This is a genomic window from Spongiibacter tropicus DSM 19543 (assembly GCF_000420325.1).
GTDB lineage: Bacteria > Pseudomonadota > Gammaproteobacteria > Pseudomonadales > Spongiibacteraceae > Spongiibacter > Spongiibacter tropicus.
This window is the reverse complement of the sequence record NZ_ATUS01000001.1, coordinates 38,626-56,616: the sequence shown is the minus strand read 5'-3', so window position 1 is coordinate 56,616 and position 17,991 is coordinate 38,626. Positions and strand designations below refer to the sequence as shown.

General features: G+C 56.1%; 18 protein-coding genes. 9 read left to right on the top strand and 9 right to left on the bottom strand.

Going from position 1 to position 17,991, the window contains the following annotated elements; all coding sequences use genetic code 11:
• Positions 1 to 15 precede the first annotated feature (15 nt).
• Genes cysG through G411_RS0100250 form a run of 6 tightly spaced genes read right to left on the bottom strand, consistent with a single transcriptional unit; the run spans position 16 to position 7,411 of the window.
• Positions 16 to 1,419, bottom strand: coding sequence for a siroheme synthase CysG (cysG, locus tag G411_RS0100275; protein ID WP_022957161.1), 1,404 nt, complete (start codon positions 1,417 to 1,419; stop codon positions 16 to 18).
• Positions 1,420 to 1,423: 4 nt separating this feature from the next.
• On the bottom strand, positions 1,424 to 2,731 hold the full coding sequence (serS, locus tag G411_RS0100270; protein WP_028968011.1) for a serine--tRNA ligase: 1,308 nt from the start codon (positions 2,729 to 2,731) through the stop codon (positions 1,424 to 1,426).
• A gap of 33 nt (positions 2,732 to 2,764) precedes the next feature.
• Positions 2,765 to 3,136 carry a fluoride efflux transporter CrcB gene (crcB, locus tag G411_RS0100265; protein ID WP_028968010.1) on the bottom strand — a complete coding sequence of 124 codons (372 nt, stop codon included), beginning with the start codon at positions 3,134 to 3,136 and terminating at the stop codon, positions 2,765 to 2,767.
• A 46-nt stretch (positions 3,137 to 3,182) separates the two neighbouring features.
• Positions 3,183 to 4,448, bottom strand: a complete 1,266-nt coding sequence (locus G411_RS0100260; RefSeq protein WP_272993164.1) for a replication-associated recombination protein A — start codon at positions 4,446 to 4,448, stop codon at positions 3,183 to 3,185.
• 29 nt (positions 4,449 to 4,477) lie between these two features.
• Positions 4,478 to 5,077 carry an outer membrane lipoprotein periplasmic chaperone LolA gene (lolA, locus tag G411_RS0100255; protein ID WP_022957159.1) on the bottom strand — a complete coding sequence of 200 codons (600 nt, stop codon included), beginning with the start codon at positions 5,075 to 5,077 and terminating at the stop codon, positions 4,478 to 4,480.
• Between the two features lie 9 nt (positions 5,078 to 5,086).
• The gene (locus tag G411_RS0100250; RefSeq protein ID WP_022957158.1) at positions 5,087 to 7,411 is read right to left on the bottom strand and encodes a DNA translocase FtsK; all 2,325 of its coding nucleotides are present in this window, start codon (positions 7,409 to 7,411) and stop codon (positions 5,087 to 5,089) included.
• 208 nt (positions 7,412 to 7,619) lie between these two features.
• On the opposite strand from G411_RS0100250, the gene trxB reads away from it, so the two are divergent.
• From trxB to infA, 4 genes are all read left to right on the top strand, one after another.
• Entirely contained in the window at positions 7,620 to 8,570 is a 951-nt protein-coding gene (trxB, locus tag G411_RS0100245; RefSeq protein ID WP_022957157.1) for a thioredoxin-disulfide reductase, read from the top strand.
• A gap of 18 nt (positions 8,571 to 8,588) precedes the next feature.
• On the top strand, positions 8,589 to 9,320 hold the full coding sequence (aat, locus tag G411_RS0100240; protein WP_022957156.1) for a leucyl/phenylalanyl-tRNA--protein transferase: 732 nt from the start codon (positions 8,589 to 8,591) through the stop codon (positions 9,318 to 9,320).
• Complete coding sequence (locus G411_RS0100235) at positions 9,310 to 10,014, top strand: arginyltransferase (protein WP_022957155.1); 705 nt, start codon at positions 9,310 to 9,312, stop codon at positions 10,012 to 10,014. The genes aat and G411_RS0100235 overlap by 11 nt, the downstream gene beginning before the upstream one ends.
• 115 nt (positions 10,015 to 10,129) lie before the next feature.
• Positions 10,130 to 10,348: a translation initiation factor IF-1 gene (infA, locus tag G411_RS0100230; protein ID WP_022957154.1), complete on the top strand. Its 219-nt coding sequence runs from the start codon at positions 10,130 to 10,132 to the stop codon at positions 10,346 to 10,348.
• Positions 10,349 to 10,379: 31 nt separating this feature from the next.
• Here infA and clpA read toward each other — a convergent pair whose 3' ends face one another.
• Positions 10,380 to 12,656, bottom strand: coding sequence for an ATP-dependent Clp protease ATP-binding subunit ClpA (clpA, locus tag G411_RS0100225; protein ID WP_022957153.1), 2,277 nt, complete (start codon positions 12,654 to 12,656; stop codon positions 10,380 to 10,382).
• 54 nt (positions 12,657 to 12,710) lie between these two features.
• A complete protein-coding gene (gene clpS / locus G411_RS0100220) occupies positions 12,711 to 13,058 on the bottom strand; it encodes an ATP-dependent Clp protease adapter ClpS (RefSeq protein WP_022957152.1) in 348 nt (115 codons plus the stop codon).
• A 192-nt stretch (positions 13,059 to 13,250) separates the two neighbouring features.
• Here clpS and G411_RS0100215 point away from each other — a divergent pair, with 192 nt between their 5' ends.
• Entirely contained in the window at positions 13,251 to 13,478 is a 228-nt protein-coding gene (locus G411_RS0100215; protein ID WP_022957151.1) for a cold-shock protein, read from the top strand.
• A gap of 129 nt (positions 13,479 to 13,607) precedes the next feature.
• Here the strand turns inward: G411_RS0100215 and icd are convergent, their stop codons facing one another.
• Complete coding sequence (gene icd, locus G411_RS0100210) at positions 13,608 to 14,864, bottom strand: NADP-dependent isocitrate dehydrogenase (protein WP_022957150.1); 1,257 nt, start codon at positions 14,862 to 14,864, stop codon at positions 13,608 to 13,610.
• Between the two features lie 184 nt (positions 14,865 to 15,048).
• Here icd and G411_RS18765 point away from each other — a divergent pair, with 184 nt between their 5' ends.
• Genes G411_RS18765 through hflD form a run of 4 tightly spaced genes read left to right on the top strand, consistent with a single transcriptional unit; the run spans position 15,049 to position 17,970 of the window.
• A complete protein-coding gene (locus G411_RS18765) occupies positions 15,049 to 15,699 on the top strand; it encodes a pseudouridine synthase (RefSeq protein ID WP_022957149.1) in 651 nt (216 codons plus the stop codon).
• Between the two features lie 56 nt (positions 15,700 to 15,755).
• On the top strand, positions 15,756 to 16,205 hold the full coding sequence (locus tag G411_RS0100200; RefSeq protein ID WP_022957148.1) for an NUDIX hydrolase: 450 nt from the start codon (positions 15,756 to 15,758) through the stop codon (positions 16,203 to 16,205).
• A complete protein-coding gene (gene mnmA / locus G411_RS0100195; RefSeq protein WP_022957147.1) occupies positions 16,202 to 17,326 on the top strand; it encodes a tRNA 2-thiouridine(34) synthase MnmA in 1,125 nt (374 codons plus the stop codon). The genes G411_RS0100200 and mnmA overlap by 4 nt, the downstream gene beginning before the upstream one ends.
• Positions 17,326 to 17,970: a high frequency lysogenization protein HflD gene (gene hflD / locus G411_RS0100190; RefSeq protein ID WP_022957146.1), complete on the top strand. Its 645-nt coding sequence runs from the start codon at positions 17,326 to 17,328 to the stop codon at positions 17,968 to 17,970. The genes mnmA and hflD overlap by 1 nt, the downstream gene beginning before the upstream one ends.
• Positions 17,971 to 17,991: the final 21 nt, after the last annotated feature.

The following is a 17,991-nucleotide window of genomic DNA, read 5'->3' as shown; positions in this document are numbered from 1 at the left end:
TGTTCTCCAAGCTGTTTACGTGTCCAGGTCACGCTGTTGTTCGTACCACGCCAGTTTTTCCCTCAGGCTCACCACTTCGCCAACAATAATCAGTGTCGGCGCCTGTACCGGGTGCTGCTCAAGGGTTTTCACCATGGTGGCCAAGGTCGCAGTGACCACTTTCTGATTAGCCGTTGTCCCCTGCTGAATAATGGCTATCGGCGTATCCGGGCTGCGGCCATGGGCTATCAACTGCTCGCAGATCACCGGCAGGCCGATCAGTCCCATATAAAAGACCACGGTTTGCTGATTATGTACCAGCTCCGCCCACGGCAGGTTGATGCTGTTGTCTTTCAGGTGCCCGGTGACAAAGCGCACAGACTGCGCGTGATCGCGATGAGTAAGCGGGATACCCGCATAGCTTGCACAGCCCGCTGCCGCCGTTACGCCTGGCACGACCTGAAAGGGAATACGATGCTCTGCCAGTTCCTGTATTTCTTCGCCACCACGGCCGAAAATAAAGGGATCACCGCCCTTCAGCCGCGCCACCTTGCGCCCCTGGCTGGCGTACTGGACCAGAAGCTGGTTGATATCCTGCTGGGGCACAGCGTGATTTGACCGCGCTTTGCCAACGAATACGCGCTCCGCGTCTTTCCGGCAGAGTTCGACAATTTCCGGCGCCACCAGCCGGTCATAGAGCACGACATCGGCCTTTTGCAACAGGCGCAGTGCTTTGAAGGTCATCAGATCCGGGTCGCCGGGCCCCGCCCCAATCAAATATACTTCCCCACCCGGTGCGGGCTCCGCCTTGCCGATCAGTTCGCACAGCATATCGGCGGCCGTGTCTGACTTACCGGCATACACCATTTCAGCGACCGGGCCATCGAGTGTTTGCTCCCAGAAGGCCCGTCGCTCTTCGATATCACCGAAACGCTGCTTGACGGCATCGCGAAACTGGCCGACCAGATCCGCCAGACGGCCATAGGCAGCGGGAATGCTCGATTCAAGCTTTGAGCGGATCATCCGCGCGAGTACCGGGCTTTTCCCACCACTGCTGACGGCGACCACAATCGGCGAGCGATCGATGATGGCAGGCAGGATAACGCTGCAAAGCTCAGGGCAATCGACCACGTTCACCGGAATCTGCAGTTGCCCACAGTCTTCCGATACGCGCTGATTCAGGCTGCGATCATCGGTAGCCGCGATACAGAGAAAGACCTTATCCAGCGTTTCCGGGGTATAGACGTCCTGAAGGCTCTCGGCGGCGGCGCCACTCTCAGCAAGCAATGCCTGCAGCTCAGGGAGAATATCGGGTGCAACGACCCGAAGTGTCGCGCCGGCCTTGTGCAACAACCTCGCTTTGCGCAGCGCGACCTCGCCGCCGCCCACGATCAGACAAACCTGTCCGTCTAAGCGGGTGAACAGTGGCAGAAAATCCACCGGTTCAGCCCAGCTCGCAGGGTTTCAGGCAGTCAATGCCGCCCATATAGGGTCGAAGTGCCTCGGGTATCACAACGCTGCCATCTTCCTGTTGGCCGTTTTCCAGCAAAGCAACCAGCGTGCGCCCCACCGCCAAACCAGAACCATTGAGAGTATGGAGTAATTCCGGCTTTCCGGTTTCAGGGTTGCGCCAGCGTGCCATCATACGGCGGGCTTGGAAATCGCCGAAGTTACTGCAGGAGGAGATTTCGCGATAAGTGTTTTGGGCAGGCAGCCAGACTTCCAGGTCGTAGGTTTTACGCGCAGAAAAGCCAAGGTCACCGCCACATAGCAAGACTTTGCGGTATGGCAGTTCCAGTTTTTGCAGAATCGCTTCCGCATGACCGGTCAGCGCCTCAAGTGCCGCCTCAGACTGTTCCGGGCGCACAAACTGTACTAGCTCGACTTTCTCAAACTGGTGCTGACGGATCATGCCGCGCGTGTCGCGACCGTAGCTGCCGGCCTCTGAACGGAAACACGGGGTGTGTGCGGCAAATTTCAGTCCCTCTCCCAACTCGGCAGCGTCGATTATCTCGTCGCGCATGATATTGGTCACCGGCACCTCTGCCGTGGGGATCAGGTAGTACTCCGCATCACCTTGAAGGCGGAACAGGTCTTCCTCAAACTTCGGCAGTTGTCCGGTGCCGCGAAGGGAGTCGCTGTTCACGATGTAGGGCACATAAACTTCCTGATAGCCGTGCTCACCACAGTGGGTGTTCAGCATGAACTGGATCAGAGCGCGGTGCAGTCTCGCAATACCGCCCCGCATGACTGCAAAACGACTGCCGGTGATTTTGCTGGCGGTGTCGAAATCCAAGCCACCCAGACGGGCACCGACGTCGACATGGTCGCTGACCTCAAAGCTGAATTGAGCGGGCTCGCCCCAGCGGGAAATTTCCCGGTTATCGGCTTCATCTTTGCCCTCGGGGACTTCGTCTGCCGGAATATTGGGTACCGCCATCAGCAGGCTGTCGAGCGCATCGTTGGCCGCCTTGGCGTCCTGCTTCAGGCTTTCCAGCTGGGATTCAATTTTGGCCAGCGTCTCATTAACTTGGGCTTTGGCCTCCTCCACCGGCATACCGCTTTTTACCAGTTCGCCGATTTGCTTGGAGGCTTGCTTACGCTGTGCCAGTAATTCCTGACTGTCGATGTCTGCCTGCTTGCGGCGACTGTCTAACTGCTGAAAGGTCTCAACATCAAAGTCAAACCCTTTCTTTTTCAAGGCGGCTGCCACGGCGTCCGGCTCCTGGCGAAGCTGCTTGATATCCAACATTATTAATACTCTCCAAGACTTTGAAAATAATAGCTATCTTGTTGCAATTATGCCCAGCCAACAGGCCAGCACACACAGGCTGAGTGACGCCAGCATATAGCTGAATGCCAGAACAATACGCCCCGACTCCAGCATGGCGACAGCCTCCAATGAAAATGTAGAAAACGTCGTAAAGGCCCCGAAGAATCCCACCATAAGGACATAGCGCCAATCGGTGTGCACACTGCCTCGTTCGGTAATCAGCACATAGGCGACGCCTATCAGCGCCGAGCCGACGATATTAACGGCGAAGGTGCCTATCGGCCAAGACAGAGAAGGGAACCAGCTTTGGCAAAGACGGCCAACGCCGTAACGGCTGAGTGCACCGCCCGCGCCGCCGAGTGCGATCAGAAGATATTGCAGCACGGAGTCTTCCTTCACGGTTAAAACGGGCATTCTAGCAAGAGTTGGACTAGGAATAACGCTTGTTTGGGCTGTCGGCATCGAGTTGTTGCAGATAGCGCAGCTTTTCGCCGATTTTCTTCTCTAGTCCGCGGTCAACCGGATGATAAAACGTCTCGGCGTGAAGGGCTTCAGGCAGATAGTTCTCCCCGGCCGCATAGCCGCCGGGCTCGTCATGGGCATAGCGATAGCCCTCGCCGAAACCCTGGCCTTTCATCATTTTGGTCGGCGCATTGCGCAGGTGCATGGGTACATCGTAGCTTGGGTCCTGAGCAATACGCTTTTTCAAGGCATTGAATGCGGTGTACACCGCATTGCTCTTGGGGGCCGCGGCAAGATAGCTGACCGCCTGCGCCAGCGCCAACTCCCCTTCCGGGCTGCCCAGACGCTCCTGCACATCCCAGGCGTCAAGGCATAGTCGCAGTGCCCGCGGATCTGCGTTGCCAATGTCTTCACTGGCCATGCGCACTAACCGCCGGGCGATATAAATAGGGTCGCAGCCGCCGTCGAGCATGCGCAGCAGCCAGTAGAGCGCCCCATCCGGGGAACTGCCTCGAACAGATTTGTGCAGCGCGGAAATCTGTTCGTAGAAAAGATCGCCGCCTTTATCGAAACGTCGTGGCTGATGACTGAGGGCCTGATCGATAGCGTTCTGCCCGATTTCGCGATTATCGCGGTCTTCGTCGCGGGCAACGTCCATCGCCAGTTCCAGCAGGTTCAGTGCTCTACGGGCATCGCCATCTGCCTGTCGGGCCAGCATCTCCAGCAATACAGGCTCGCACTGCCAGCCTTCCTCTGCGCAGGCATGCTGGAGGATGTCCAGCAGTTCATCAGTGTCCAGCGCCCGTAGCGGATACACCCTGGCCCGAGACAACAGTGCATTATTGATTTCAAAGCTGGGGTTTTCGGTGGTGGCGCCGACAAAGATCAGCGTGCCATCTTCCACGTAGGGCAAAAACGCATCTTGCTGGGCTTTGTTGAAACGGTGGACTTCGTCGATAAACAGCACTGTGCGTCGCCCGTAGCGCTGTTCCTGCTGTGCGACCTCCACGGCCTTGCGGATATCCTTCACACCGGCCAGCACCGCCGACAGGCTGAGGAAATGTGCGTCGCTGTGCTGGGCAATCAGCCGCGCCAAGGTGGTTTTACCCACACCGGGCGGGCCCCAGAAGATCATTGAGTGCAGCTGCCCGGCATCCAGTGCACGGCGCAGGGCCTGCCCCTCTCCTAGGAGATGCTGCTGTCCCCGGTAATCGGCGAGGCTGGCCGGCCGCATACGGGCCGCCAGAGGTGCCTGCGTGCCCGTCATTGAGACAGGCTGGCCTCGTTGAAGCGGAAGTCTCCGGCGGGAATCGCCTTGTTGTAACGCGGTGAGGTCAGCCGGATTTCCGTGCGCTGTGCCAGATTATCCAGCATCGCCATGCCGACCAGCTTTCCCTTGTTAAAACGCAGCGTCATTTGCGAAAACATTTCCGGGCTTCGTGGTTTCAGAATGAATTCGCGTTGGGCTCCCTGCTTGTTCATGGCGACCTCGAAGCGAGATTCCAGCTCGGCAATGCTCGCCCCGATAATCAGTGCGGGGGTTTGCGCCAATTCAGGCGAGAAGGCCTCGGTGTTGAGCTGCTCCAGATCGGCATCGTAGCGCCACAGGGTTTCGCCATCGCTGATAAGCAGATAGTGAAACGGCTCGCGACTTTCCCAACGCAGTTTGTTCGGGCGCTCAACCACCAGTTCGCCGCGGCTTTGCTGAAGCAGCGCCCCATCTTCATCGAAAACGTCCTGTTCAAAGTCCGCTTGCAGGGTTTTCAGTGACGAAAGCTGAAGGTGAAGCTGCGCAACATCTCCGGCAAGCGCCGGAGCAATGTTGAGCAGGCAGGCCAAGAAGCAGAAAGCGAGTTTGCGCATAAGCGCTCCTTATTCGGGGGGCGGCGGTGCAATGACTTCTCGGCTGCCATTGCTGGCCATTTCCGAGACCACACCGGCCGCTTCCATGGTTTCAATCAATCGGGCAGCGCGGTTGTAGCCGATGCGCAACTTGCGCTGTACCGAGGAAATGGAGGCACGACGGCTCTGGGTAACAAATCGTACGGCTTCGTCGTAAAGCGCGTCGGATTCGCCAGCATCGTCGCCACCTTCCGGCGGCATACCGGGCATCGCATCGGTGCTGCTACCCTCTTCCAACAAGCCGTCGATATATTGTGGCTCGCCACGTTTTTGCCAGTCTGCTACCACCCGGTGAACCTCTTCGTCGCTGACAAAGGCGCCGTGAACACGTACCGGCAAGCCAGAGCCCGGGGGCAGGTAGAGCATGTCACCGTGACCCAGCAACTGCTCAGCACCGCCCTGATCCAGGATGGTCCGCGAGTCAATTTTCGAAGACACCTGGAAGGCAATGCGCGTAGGCACGTTGGCTTTGATCAGGCCGGTGATAACATCCACCGATGGGCGCTGCGTTGCGAGGATCAGGTGTATACCCGCGGCTCGCGCCTTCTGGGCGATACGGGCGATAAGCTCTTCGACCTTCTTACCGACAATCATCATCATGTCGGCAAATTCATCAATCACCACCACAATGGCCGGCAGTGACTCAAGGTCAGGCGCTTCCGCCTCTTCCAAGCCAGCCTGGAAATGCTCATCGGGGACGAACAGCGGATCTTTAATCGGATTGCCGGACTGGGCGGCTTCTTTCACTTTGCGGTTGAAACCTGCGAGATTACGCACCCCCATCGCCGACATCAGCTTGTAGCGCCGTTCCATTTCAGCCACACACCAGCGCAGGCCATTGGCAGCGTCTTTCATGTCGGTGATAACCGGCGTCAACAGATGCGGAATGCCGTCATACACAGACAGCTCCAGCATTTTCGGGTCGACCAACAGCAAGCGCACTTCCTCGGGAGACGATTTGTACAGCAAGCTTATCAACATGGCATTAACGCCAACTGACTTACCGGAGCCGGTGGTACCGGCAACCAGCAAATGCGGCATTTTCGCGAGGTCGGCACAGACCGGCTCACCGGCAATGTCGTGACCGAGGGCCAGTGTCAGCGCCGATTTGGAAGATTCAAACGCCTCAGAAGACAGCACATCGCGAAAATTGACGATTTCACGGTCTTCGTTGGGAATTTCGATACCCACATAAGGCTTGCCCGGAATGACCTCCACCACCCGCACGCTGACTACGGCAAGCGAACGGGCGAGGTCTTTCACGAGGTTGCTGATTTTACTGACTTTTACCCCGGCATCGGGCTCAAGTTCGAAACGGGTAATGACCGGACCAGGAAAGACCGCAATCACTTTTGCCGACACACCGAAGTCGAGCAGTTTAAGCTCCAGCAGGCGCGACATCGCCTCCAGAGTTTCTGGCGAAAACCCCTTGTCGGAGTGGCGATCTGGCGCATCAAGCAGTGACAGCGACGGCAGGCTGCCGCTGACAAGCCCATCGAACAGTGAGGTTTGCTTTTCCTTTTCCACCCGGGCCGATTTGGCCACCGGCTTGGGTGGCGGCGCGATCTCTGGCGCAATCCGGGTCTTTTGAATTTCGTTCTTCTTGGCAACAGAGTCTTTGCGCTGTTGCTGCGCGGCCTTGGAGGCCTTGCGCTCAATACGTCGCTGCTGGAATTGATAAAAAGCATCCTGCAAGCGGTCATAGACATTGAGGGTCATCTCCCCCAAGCGGTCGATTAACTTCAACCAGGAAAGATCGGTGAAGATCGTCATGCCGAAGAGCAAGATCGCCAGCAATAGCAGATGACTGCCGAAGTAGCTGAACGAGGCCACAGTTGCCTGACCAATCGCTTCGCCCAATACGCCCCCGGTACCGAACGGCAGCAAGCTGCCTCCATGATCTTCGGTGGCGGCCAGCCCGGTGCTGGCGATCATCACCAGCACAAAACCGATGCTGCGCAGAGCGAAGACAACGGAGTCAAAGCCGCCCGGATGCAGGCGATGTTGAAAGAGTTTGGCGGCCCTGAAAGCCAGCATTGCCGGAAACAGATACGCCATGTAACCGAACAGCGCGTAGAACACATCCGCCAGCCAAGCGCCAACCGGTCCGCCTGCGTTGTGAATGCCCTCGCCCGCGCCGGTTCGCGACCAGCCCGGATCAGCGGGGTCGTAGCTGACCAGCGACACAAAGATATAAACACAGACTGCAACCAAGGCGATAAGCAGCCCCTCGCGCAGGCGTAGTTGCAGGGTGTCACGGTGTTCGCTGTGTTTTGCCGAAGTGGATTTTGCCAAGGGAAATCGGCTTCCTCTGAATTTTGCGTACTGACGATGCGAAAGGCATTGAAAATGCCAAATGTGGGCCCAATATTAGCACTTCTATCAAGAGCTTGTCGCCGTTACGGCTTTTGCCGATGTGGCCGGATTACCCTATGATAGACGCCTGTTATCAGTCACTCGGGATTGCACAGAGTTCAATCCCCAATCAGGGAATATTACCTCCATGAGCGATGTTCAGCACCACCGTTTAATTATTCTCGGCTCCGGACCGGCGGGCTACACGGCCGCGGTTTATGCCGCCCGTGCCAACCTGAACCCGGTTGTTATCACCGGCATGCAGCAAGGTGGGCAGTTGACCACAACGACTGACGTTGATAACTGGCCTGGCGACCAGAATGGTGTTCAAGGGCCAGAACTGATGATGCGTATGCAAGAGCACGCGGAGCGCTTCGAAACCCAAGTGGTCTTCGATCATATCGAGTCCGTCGACCTGAAAAATCGCCCCTTCACATTGAAAGGCAGCAACACCTACACCTGCGACGCACTGATTATTGCTACCGGCGCCTCTGCACAGTATCTGGGACTGCCCTCGGAAGAAGCCTTTATGGGCAAAGGCGTTTCTGCCTGCGCAACCTGTGATGGATTTTTCTATCGCGGCAAGAAAGTCGCGGTTATCGGCGGCGGTAATACTGCGGTTGAGGAAGCCCTCTACCTGTCCAACATCGCCTCGGAAGTGACGCTGGTGCATCGTCGCGACGCCCTGCGTTCAGAGAAAATCCTACAGGACAAACTGCTGGAACGCGCCGAGAACGGCAATGTGAATATTCTCTGGAATCACACATTGGATGAGGTGTTGGGCGATGATTCCGGCGTTACCGGCCTGCGCCTGGCAAGTACCAAAGATGACAGCACCCAGGAGCTCGACGTTGCCGGGGTCTTTATCGCCATCGGCCACAAGCCCAACACCGATATTTTTGAGGGCCAGCTTGAGATGGCCAACGGCTATCTGAAAATTGCCAGCGGTACCGAAGGCAATGCGACCCAGACCAGTATCGAAGGCGTCTTTGCAGCCGGGGATGTGGCCGATCACATCTACCGCCAAGCAGTCACTTCTGCCGGTTTTGGCTGTATGGCAGCGCTGGATGCTGAGCGTTATCTCGACGACCTGGCATAACGGAGTCTGTCAGCAGTAATGCCCAGTATTCCCTGGCTGGATGAGCGTTCGCTGCAATTCCCAGACATCGATAATGCCCTAGATGACCCCAACGGCCTGCTGGCCGTTGGCGGTGACCTCTCTCCCGAGCGTTTGCTGACCGCCTACCAGCACGGGATTTTCCCTTGGTACGAAGACCCCCAGCCCCTGCTCTGGTGGTCACCCCAGCCGCGAGCGGTCCTGTTTCCTGAAAAATTGCACTGCAGCCGCAGCCTGCGCAAGCAAATGCGCAGAGCCTCTTATCGCGTCAGCGCCGATGGCTGCTTTGCGCGGGTGCTTGATGAATGTGCAGCAACCAGTCCCAAGCGTCCCGGTACCTGGATTACGCAAGACATGCGCCGCGCATACAATCGCATGCATGAGCTGGGCTGGGCGCACTCCATTGAAGTCCATCTGGACGACGAGCTGGTGGGCGGCTTGTACGGTTTGGCGTTGGGGCAAGTATTTTTCGGCGAATCCATGTTCAGCCGTGGGCCGAGCGGATCCAAAATTGCGCTGATTGCGCTGTGTGCAGAATTGCTTTCTCGAAACTTCAAAGTCATTGACTGTCAGGTCGGCAATGACTACCTCTACAGTATGGGCGCCGAGCTGATTCCTCGGGCGCAGTTCAAAACTCTACTGGAACACTATGCTCAGCCGCATGAGGATCAGCGCGGGCACTGGACATTGGGCGACGAAAGCAAGCAAAAGGTCAGCGGTAATGACGGATAAAACACAGCCCCGCTTTTACAAAACCACGCCCCACCCTTGCAGTTATTTTGACGATCGCGAGGCACAAACACTGTTTGTCGATCCGGAAGCGGATGTCTCTGGTGAGTTGTACACGCAGCTTTCGAGAGCGGGCTTTCGGCGCAGCGGCAACCACTACTACCGTCCGCACTGCGAGAATTGTCAGGCCTGTGTGCCTTGTCGCGTTCCTGTTGCTGACTTCCAGTTTCGACGCAGTCACCGGCGGGTATTGCAGCGCAATAACGATCTGGATGTCATCTGGCGAACGCAGCCCGCCGCTGACGCCTACTCACTTTACGAGCGCTACATAACGCTTCGCCATGCCGATGGCGACATGTATCCGCCCACGCGGGAACAGTTCGACAGTTTTATCGCCGATTGCCGGGAAGACACCGCTTTCCTGCATTTTTATAGAGAAAACACGCTGATGGCCGTAGCGGTATGCGACCAGATGGGCGATGGTCTGTCCGCGATGTACACATTTTTTGCGCCGGAGGAAGACCAGCGAAGCTTGGGAAAACTGGCGATCTTGGCGCAGATTCAGGCTTGCCAGCAAAAGCAGCTGCCGTATCTCTACCTGGGATATTGGATTCGAGACTGCCAGAAAATGCGCTATAAAACGGATTATCGACCGATCGAACTGTTAATTAGTCGCCGCTGGCTACGGCTGAAATAAAGCAAATTGCCTAATTCTGCTAATTCAGGCAAAATGCGCGCTGCTTTTAAGGCCGTACTGGGCCACTTTCCTGCGATTCTATCGTAAAACCACTATCTTTGAGGGTTACTGCCGAATGGCGAAAGAAGACCAGATTGAAATGGAAGGCGAGGTTATCGATACCCTGCCGAACACCACGTTCCGGGTACGCCTGGAAAATGGTCACGTAGTTACCGCACACATCTCCGGTAAAATGCGCAAACACTACATCCGCATTCTGACGGGTGACAAGGTAAAAGTTGAGCTGACCCCTTACGATTTGACCAAGGGTCGCATCACCTTCCGCGGTCGTTAATTCTTTCAGCGACCGCTGACGAGAGGCCTTTTCAGGCCTCTTCTATCATCTCCCTCTCCGCTTCAGCTTCCAGCGTTAAGGTATCTCCGGAGCCATCCACACCAATGTGGACAGTGCCGCCGCTATGCTCGAGCGCACCAAACAGCACCATCTCAGCCAGTGGCTTTTTGATGTGCTCCTGGATCACTCTGGCCATCGGCCGCGCACCCATGGTTTTGTCATAACCTTTTTTCACCAACCAGCGTCGAGCGGCATCATCGACATCCAGCACCACTTTTTTGTCGTCGAGCTGGGATTGCAGTTCGACCAGGAACTTGTCGACCACTGTCAGTACGACATCTTCTTCCAGTGGCGCAAAGTTGATGACGCTGTCCAGGCGGTTGCGGAATTCCGGCGTAAACAGACGATTAATCGCCTCGCTGGCATCGGTATGGTGATCCTGCTCAGTGAAACCAATAGAGCGGCGGCTAATACTTTCTGCCCCGGCATTGGTTGTCATCACCAGAATCACATTGCGGAAGTCGGCTTTACGACCGTTGTTGTCAGTCAGTGAACCGTGGTCCATCACCTGCAGAAGCAGGTTAAACAACTCGGGATGGGCTTTCTCGATTTCGTCGAGCAACACCACCGAGTGCGGGTGCTTGGTCACCGCGTCTGTCAGCAGGCCGCCCTGATCGAAGCCGACATAACCCGGAGGCGCGCCGATCAGCCTTGATACCGTGTGCCGCTCCATGTACTCCGACATATCGAAGCGCACCAACTCCAGCCCCATGATTTTTGCGAGCTGGCGACATACTTCAGTCTTGCCGACCCCGGTCGGGCCAGCCAGCAGGAAGGAGCCAATCGGTTTGTCACCGGACTTCAGTCCCGCCCGTGCCAGTTTGATCGCCGCGCTCAGCTCGGTAATCGCCTGGTCTTGACCAAACACCACCATTCTGAGGTTGTCTTCGAGCTTCGCGAGAGAAGCCTTGTCATCGGACGAAACACTTTTTGGAGGAATCCGCGCAATCTTGGCGACGATGGCCTCGATTTCAGGCACATCAATCACTTCAGCGCGGCTTTCTTCAGGCTGCAGTCGCTGATACGCGCCGGCTTCATCAATGACGTCAATGGCCTTGTCGGGCAGGAAGCGATCGCTGATGTAACGGGCCGACAATTCCGCGGCTGTGCGCAGTGCTGCATCGGTATATTTCAGCTCATGGTGCCCTTCAAAGCGCGATTTCAAGCCTTTGAGGATATGGAAGGTATCTTCCACGCTGGGCTCGCCCACATCGACTTTCTGGAAGCGGCGGCTCAGGGCGCGATCTTTTTCAAAGATACCGCGGTATTCCTGGAACGTTGTCGAGCCAATGCAGCGCAATTGACCACTGCTCAGCAGCGGCTTCAGCAGGTTCGAGGCATCCATCACGCCGCCCGACGCCGCACCGGCACCGATAATGGTATGGATTTCATCGATAAACAGGATGGCGCCTTCACGCTTTTTCAAATCTGCCAACAGGCCTTTGAGCCGTTTCTCAAAGTCGCCCCGGTATTTGGTCCCCGCCAACAAGGCGCCCATATCCAGCGAGTAGACCACGCTGTCTTCCAGCACGCTGGGGACTTCGCCGTCGACAATACGCTTGGCCAGACCTTCGGCGATCGCGGTTTTGCCCACGCCGGACTCACCCACCAGCAGCGGGTTGTTCTTGCGGCGGCGGCTGAGGATTTGAGCGACGCGCTCCACTTCTTCGGCACGGCCAATCAAGGGATCAATACGCCCGGCTTTGGCCTCTTCGTTCAGGTTGGTGGAAAAACTTTCCAACGGGCGCTGCTCGGGATCTCCGCCCTCACCTTCCTGCTCGCCGTGTTGCTCGTGCTCATTCTCGGCACCGGATACTTTTGAGATGCCGTGGGTGATGTAGTTGACGACATCGAGGCGATTGACGCTCTGCGATTTGAGGAAGTACACCGCCTGGCTTTCCTGCTCGCTGAAAATCGCGACCAGCACGTTGGCACCGGTGACCTCCTGCTTGCCGGAGGACTGTACGTGAAACACGGCACGCTGCAAGACGCGTTGAAAGCCCAGCGTCGGCTGCGTGTCGCGTTCGACGTCATCGTCGGGAATTCGGGGAGTGGTGGCGTCAACAAATTCGTTGAGTTCGCCTTTCAGCTGATTGAGATCAGCGCCGCAGGCCAGCAACACTTTTACTGCGGCTTCGTTGTCGGCCAGCGCCAACAACAGGTGTTCCACCGTCATGAATTCGTGACGGCGACTACGGGCCGATTTGAATGCCTGGCTGAGCGTGGTTTCCAGATCTTTACTCAACATAGCCTGCTACGCCTTCTGTTGCTGCTTGGGGATACTGCTGTGTACGTGTCGGAATCAGCCTTCGTTCTCCTCAATTTCTGCGAGCAGCGGGTGGCCGCTTTCCCGAGCGTACTGATTTACCTGTTCTGCCTTGGTTTCGGCAATATCGCGGGTGAATACACCGCAAACACCTTTACCCTGGGTATGGACGGTCAGCATAACTTGCGTCGCACGCTGTCGATCCATGTAGAAGAAATCTTCGAGCACTTCTACTACAAACTCCATGGGGGTGTAGTCATCGTTTAACAAGACCACTTTGTACATGGAAGGCTTTTTGAGCTCCGGCTTCGATTCCTGTACGGCCGCGCCGCCTTGGTAATCCGGATGCTCTTCTTCACCTGCCCTTGCGATACTGTTCAACATAGATGTCTGTTTACCTGAGCTTATCACTGCGCAGAGCCCTCACAATAGGGGTAATCACCAAGGATTTTTGCTGGAAACCGCAGCTTGACGACAAGGACTCTGTGATTTAAAAATGGGCATTAGCTCGCAGATTACAAGCTGGAGCGTGCTAAATTTAACGATAACTATAACGAGAAATCAGGGTGTAAAGCTATGCAAAATGGTGTTGTAAAGTGGTTCAATAACGCCAAAGGTTACGGGTTTATTCTCAGCGAAGACGGCGGCGATGAAATTTTCGCCCACTACTCCGCGATTACCATGGAAGGCTATAAAACGCTCAAGGCCGGGCAGAGCGTCAGCTTTGACGCTGAGCAGGGCCCCAAGGGTCTGCATGCTGTGAACATTCTTGCCGCAGGCGGCAGTTCCGATACAGAACAATGAGTTACAGCGAACTTCTTATGCGGTGATGAAGTTGTCTCGCCGCAGTGGAGTCTTGCCTGTCGTCTGAGTTAGTGACGAAAGTATAAAAAAGGCCAGCATATGCTGGCCTTTTTCGTTCACTGCTTTTTATCAGTTCATGTGCTTGATGATGGCATCACCAAACTCTGAACATTTCAGCAGGGTTGCACCGTCCATCAGGCGCTCGAAGTCGTAAGTAACGGTCTTCGCCTGAATCGCGCCGTTCATGCCATCGATAACGAGGTCTGCGGCTTCGTTCCAGCCCAGGTGGCGCAGCATCATTTCCGCAGACAGGATCAGTGAGCCGGGGTTCACTTTGTCCTGGCCTGTGTACTTCGGTGCAGTGCCGTGTGTGGCTTCGAACAGGGCTACGTTGTCGCTCAGGTTGGCACCTGGAGCAATGCCGATACCGCCAACCTGTGCCGCCAGTGCGTCTGACAGGTAGTCACCGTTCAGATTGAGAGTAGCAATAACGCTGTACTCGTCAGGGCGCAACAGTACCTGCTGCAGCATCGCGTCGGCAATCACATCTTTAATGATGATTTCTTTGCCGGTGTTCGGGTTCTTCATTTTCACCCATGGGCCGCCATCCAGCAGCTCACCACCGAACTCTTCCATTGCCAGCTCGTAGCCCCAGTTTTTGAAGGAGCCTTCGGTGAACTTCATGATGTTGCCTTTGTGCACCAGAGTCAGTGACGGCAGGTCTTGGTCAATGGTGTACTGAATGGCTTTACGAACCAGGCGCTTGGTGCCTTCTTCTGACACGGGTTTGATGCCGATGCCGCAGTTCTGTGGGAAACGGATTTTAGTAACACCCATTTCTTCCTGCAGGAAGTCGATAACCTTGTCGGCTTCCGGGCTGCCCGCTTGCCACTCGATACCGGCATAGATGTCTTCCGAGTTCTCGCGGAAAATAACCATGTTGGTCTTGTTGGGTTCTTTAACCGGTGAGGGTACACCTTCGAACCAGCGAACTGGACGCTGACACACATAAAGATCCAGCTCTTGGCGCAGGGCCACGTTCAGCGAGCGGAAACCGCCACCAACTGGGGTAGTCAGGGGGCCTTTGATCGCGACAACGTATTCTTTGATCGCGTCGAGAGTTTCTGCCGGGAACCAGTCGCCGTCGTACAGCTCAGCGGCTTTCTCGCCAGTGTAAATCTCCATCCAGCTGATTTTTTTGCTGCCGGCATAGGCTTTCTCAACGGCTGCATTCACAACGTTGATCATGACCGGAGTGATGTCGATCCCGATGCCATCACCTTCGATAAAAGGAATAATTGGCCGATCGGGTACATTCAGGGAAAGATCCGCATTAACGGAGATTTTCTCACCCTCTGCAGGTACCTTGATATGTTGGTATCCCATTTTTGACTCCATGGTTTTTAGGTTAGTATCTGAGCTCGTTAGATGGCGGCAACAAGGCAGGGTCACTGCACAAAATCTGTGTCGCCATTCCTGGTCAGCGAGCATTTTAAAGCCAGGCTTTATCCAAAAAGCGCTGCATTATACCACTTTATAGTCGAATTTCTTCCATGAATGATAGTTTCGCGTGACAGAGCTGATTCTCTTCAATAAACCCTTCCAGGTCATGAGCCAGTTTTCCGCTCATGACGCGCGCGCAACCTTGGCCGACTTCATCGACCTGCCCGGCGTTTACCCGGCAGGCAGACTCGACTATGACTCCGAGGGGCTGATGATCCTGACGGACGACGGCAAACTTCAGCACCGCATCAGCCACCCGCGACACAAGCTTAGCAAAACCTACTGGGTTCAGGTCGAGGGCCAGATCAATAAAAGTGCAGTTTGCCAACTGTGCCAGGGAGTTGAGTTAAAAGACGGTCTGACGATGCCCGCAACAGCGGCATTGATGGACGAACCGGACGATTTGTGGCCCCGCGATCCACCCATACGTTATCGGGCAAACATTCCCACCAGCTGGCTGTCACTCACTATCAGCGAGGGACGAAATCGACAGGTCAGGCGGATGACCGCAGCGGTAGGCTTCCCAACATTACGTTTGGTCCGTGCTGCAATTGGCCCCTGGAGCGTTAGCGAATTGGCTCCGGGAGAGTATCGGCGATTGACGCTGAGTCGCGAGGAGCTCGCCAAGCGCTTCCCTGCCCCGCCGTCTTCTCCCATCTCGCGCCGCAGCCCTTCCAGACGACGCGGTAGCCTGCCTCCAAAACGTGGTCGCCGCTAAGGACGAGCTGGTATACTGCGGCGTTTTGATCGCCGACAAAACGTTAAGGTTTCAATATGGATTGGCAGGCCCGGGTAACCGTTGCATGCGTCATCGAGAACGATGGAAAATTCCTGATGGTCGAGGAAATCCGCGACGGTCGACGGGTGTTTAATCAACCGGCAGGACACCTTGAAGCGGGTGAATCGCTGATTGAGGCCGCTTTGCGGGAAACGCTCGAAGAAACCCAGTGGCGAGTTGAACTGCAGGGCGTGGTTGGTTTGGGCCTGTATACCCCGGCGGGCAAGAATATGACCTATCACCGCACCACCTTCTTCGGCCGGCCTCAGGCGTTTTGCCCCGAAAGCCCGCTGGATGCCGATATCGATACCGTTCACTGGCTGACGCTGGAGCAAATCCGCGAGCGCCGCCCGCAACTTCGCAGCCCTATGGTGCTGGACTGCGTTGAACGCTACCTCGAGGGTCAGCGCTACCCACTCAGTATGATATACGGGAGCCCGCGATGAGCCCATCACAAGTACGCATTGCCGACAAAGCGATCGCCGATACGAAGGTGATCGTTGGCATGTCCGGCGGTGTGGACTCATCGGTGACAGCCCTCCTCCTGAAACAACAGGGCTATCAGGTTGAAGGCCTGTTCATGAAGAATTGGAACGAGGACGACGGTACGGAATACTGCACGGCAATGGATGACCTGGCCGATGCGGCGGCGGTTTGCCAGAAACTGGACATCTACCTCCATACCGCCAATTTTGCTCAGGAGTACTGGGACAATGTCTTCGAGCATTTTTTGGCCGAGTATAAAGCCGGTCGCACACCAAATCCGGATATTCTCTGCAACCGCGAAATCAAATTTAAGGCGTTTCTCGACTATGCTCTGGCGTTGGGCGCCGACGGCATCGCCACCGGGCATTACACCCGCCGCAGTGGCAATGTAGAAGATACACAGCTTCTCAAGGGGCTTGACCCGAATAAAGACCAGAGCTATTTCCTTCACGCGGTCTCTGCCGAGCAACTCAGCAAAACCCTGTTTCCGGTAGGCGAACTGGAGAAGCCTGCCGTCAGAGCACTGGCTGAGCAGCACGACCTGGTAACGCATGATAAAAAGGACAGTACCGGCATTTGCTTTATTGGCGAGCGGCGTTTCAAGGACTTTCTGCAGCAGTACCTTCCCGCGCAGCCCGGTCGTATCGAAAGCCTCGACGGTAAGGATATGGGGCAACACAGTGGCCTCATGTACCACACCATTGGCCAGCGACAGGGATTAGGTATCGGCGGGGTGAAAGATGCTGGCGACGAGCCCTGGTATGTTATCGACAAAGATCTGGAGAGAAATGTTCTGCTTGTGGCTCAGGGAAGTCAGCACCCCGGCTTATTCAAGAACTGCCTAACCTTGTCGGAAATCCACTGGATCAATCATCAAACGCCATCACTGCCGCTGCATTGCACGGCTAAAACTCGCTACCGACAAGCCGATCAGGAGTGCGAAATCCGCCCGACAGAAAGTGGCTATGAAGTGCTATTCGCCGAGCCCCAGCGCGCCATTACGCCGGGACAATCAGCCGTGTTTTATCTTGGAGACCAGTGCCTGGGCGGCGGAATTATTGAATCGGGGTACAATCGCTAATGCTGTTTTCCCTTACTCCACAGGCTGCACGTGAGCAGACCTTGGCGTTGGCGGCCATGCTCCAGGCCGTCACCCTGGTCGACCAGGTTGCCCGCAGCGGCCAGAGTGACCCGGCTGCCACCGAGGCTTCTCTCAATAGCCTGTTCGATTTTGACGGCGGCAACACCGAAAAGATTTTTGGCGGTACCCGCACGCTTGAATTGGGCATTCGCGCCCTGCGCGACTTGCTGAGTGGCAACGATTACGGTGAACGTCAGCGCATTACCCGCTATTGCATGGGCGTTTTTTTTCTGCAGAACAAGCTGCGAAAAGATAATGCTGCCGCGTCGATCATGCGCAGCCGCCTGGAACACGCCGCCAAAAAGCGTGAATTCAGCAGTGATGTCAGTGCAATCTCTGTCACCCTGGCCGATATCTATCAGGACACCCTGTCAAACTACCGCTTCCGCATTCAAGTGGCAGGCAATGCCCAGCAATTGCAAAATCCGGCGAATGCTGCGCGCATTCGCGCCCTGTTGCTGGCGGCCATTCGCGCCGCCTACCTGTGGCGACAGGCTGGAGGCAATCGTCTCAGCTTGCTGTTTAATCGAAATCGGCTTTTTACCGAAGCGCAGGCGCTGCTCAGCACTGAAATCCGCCCCTGAGCAGTGTATGATTCGCCCCGG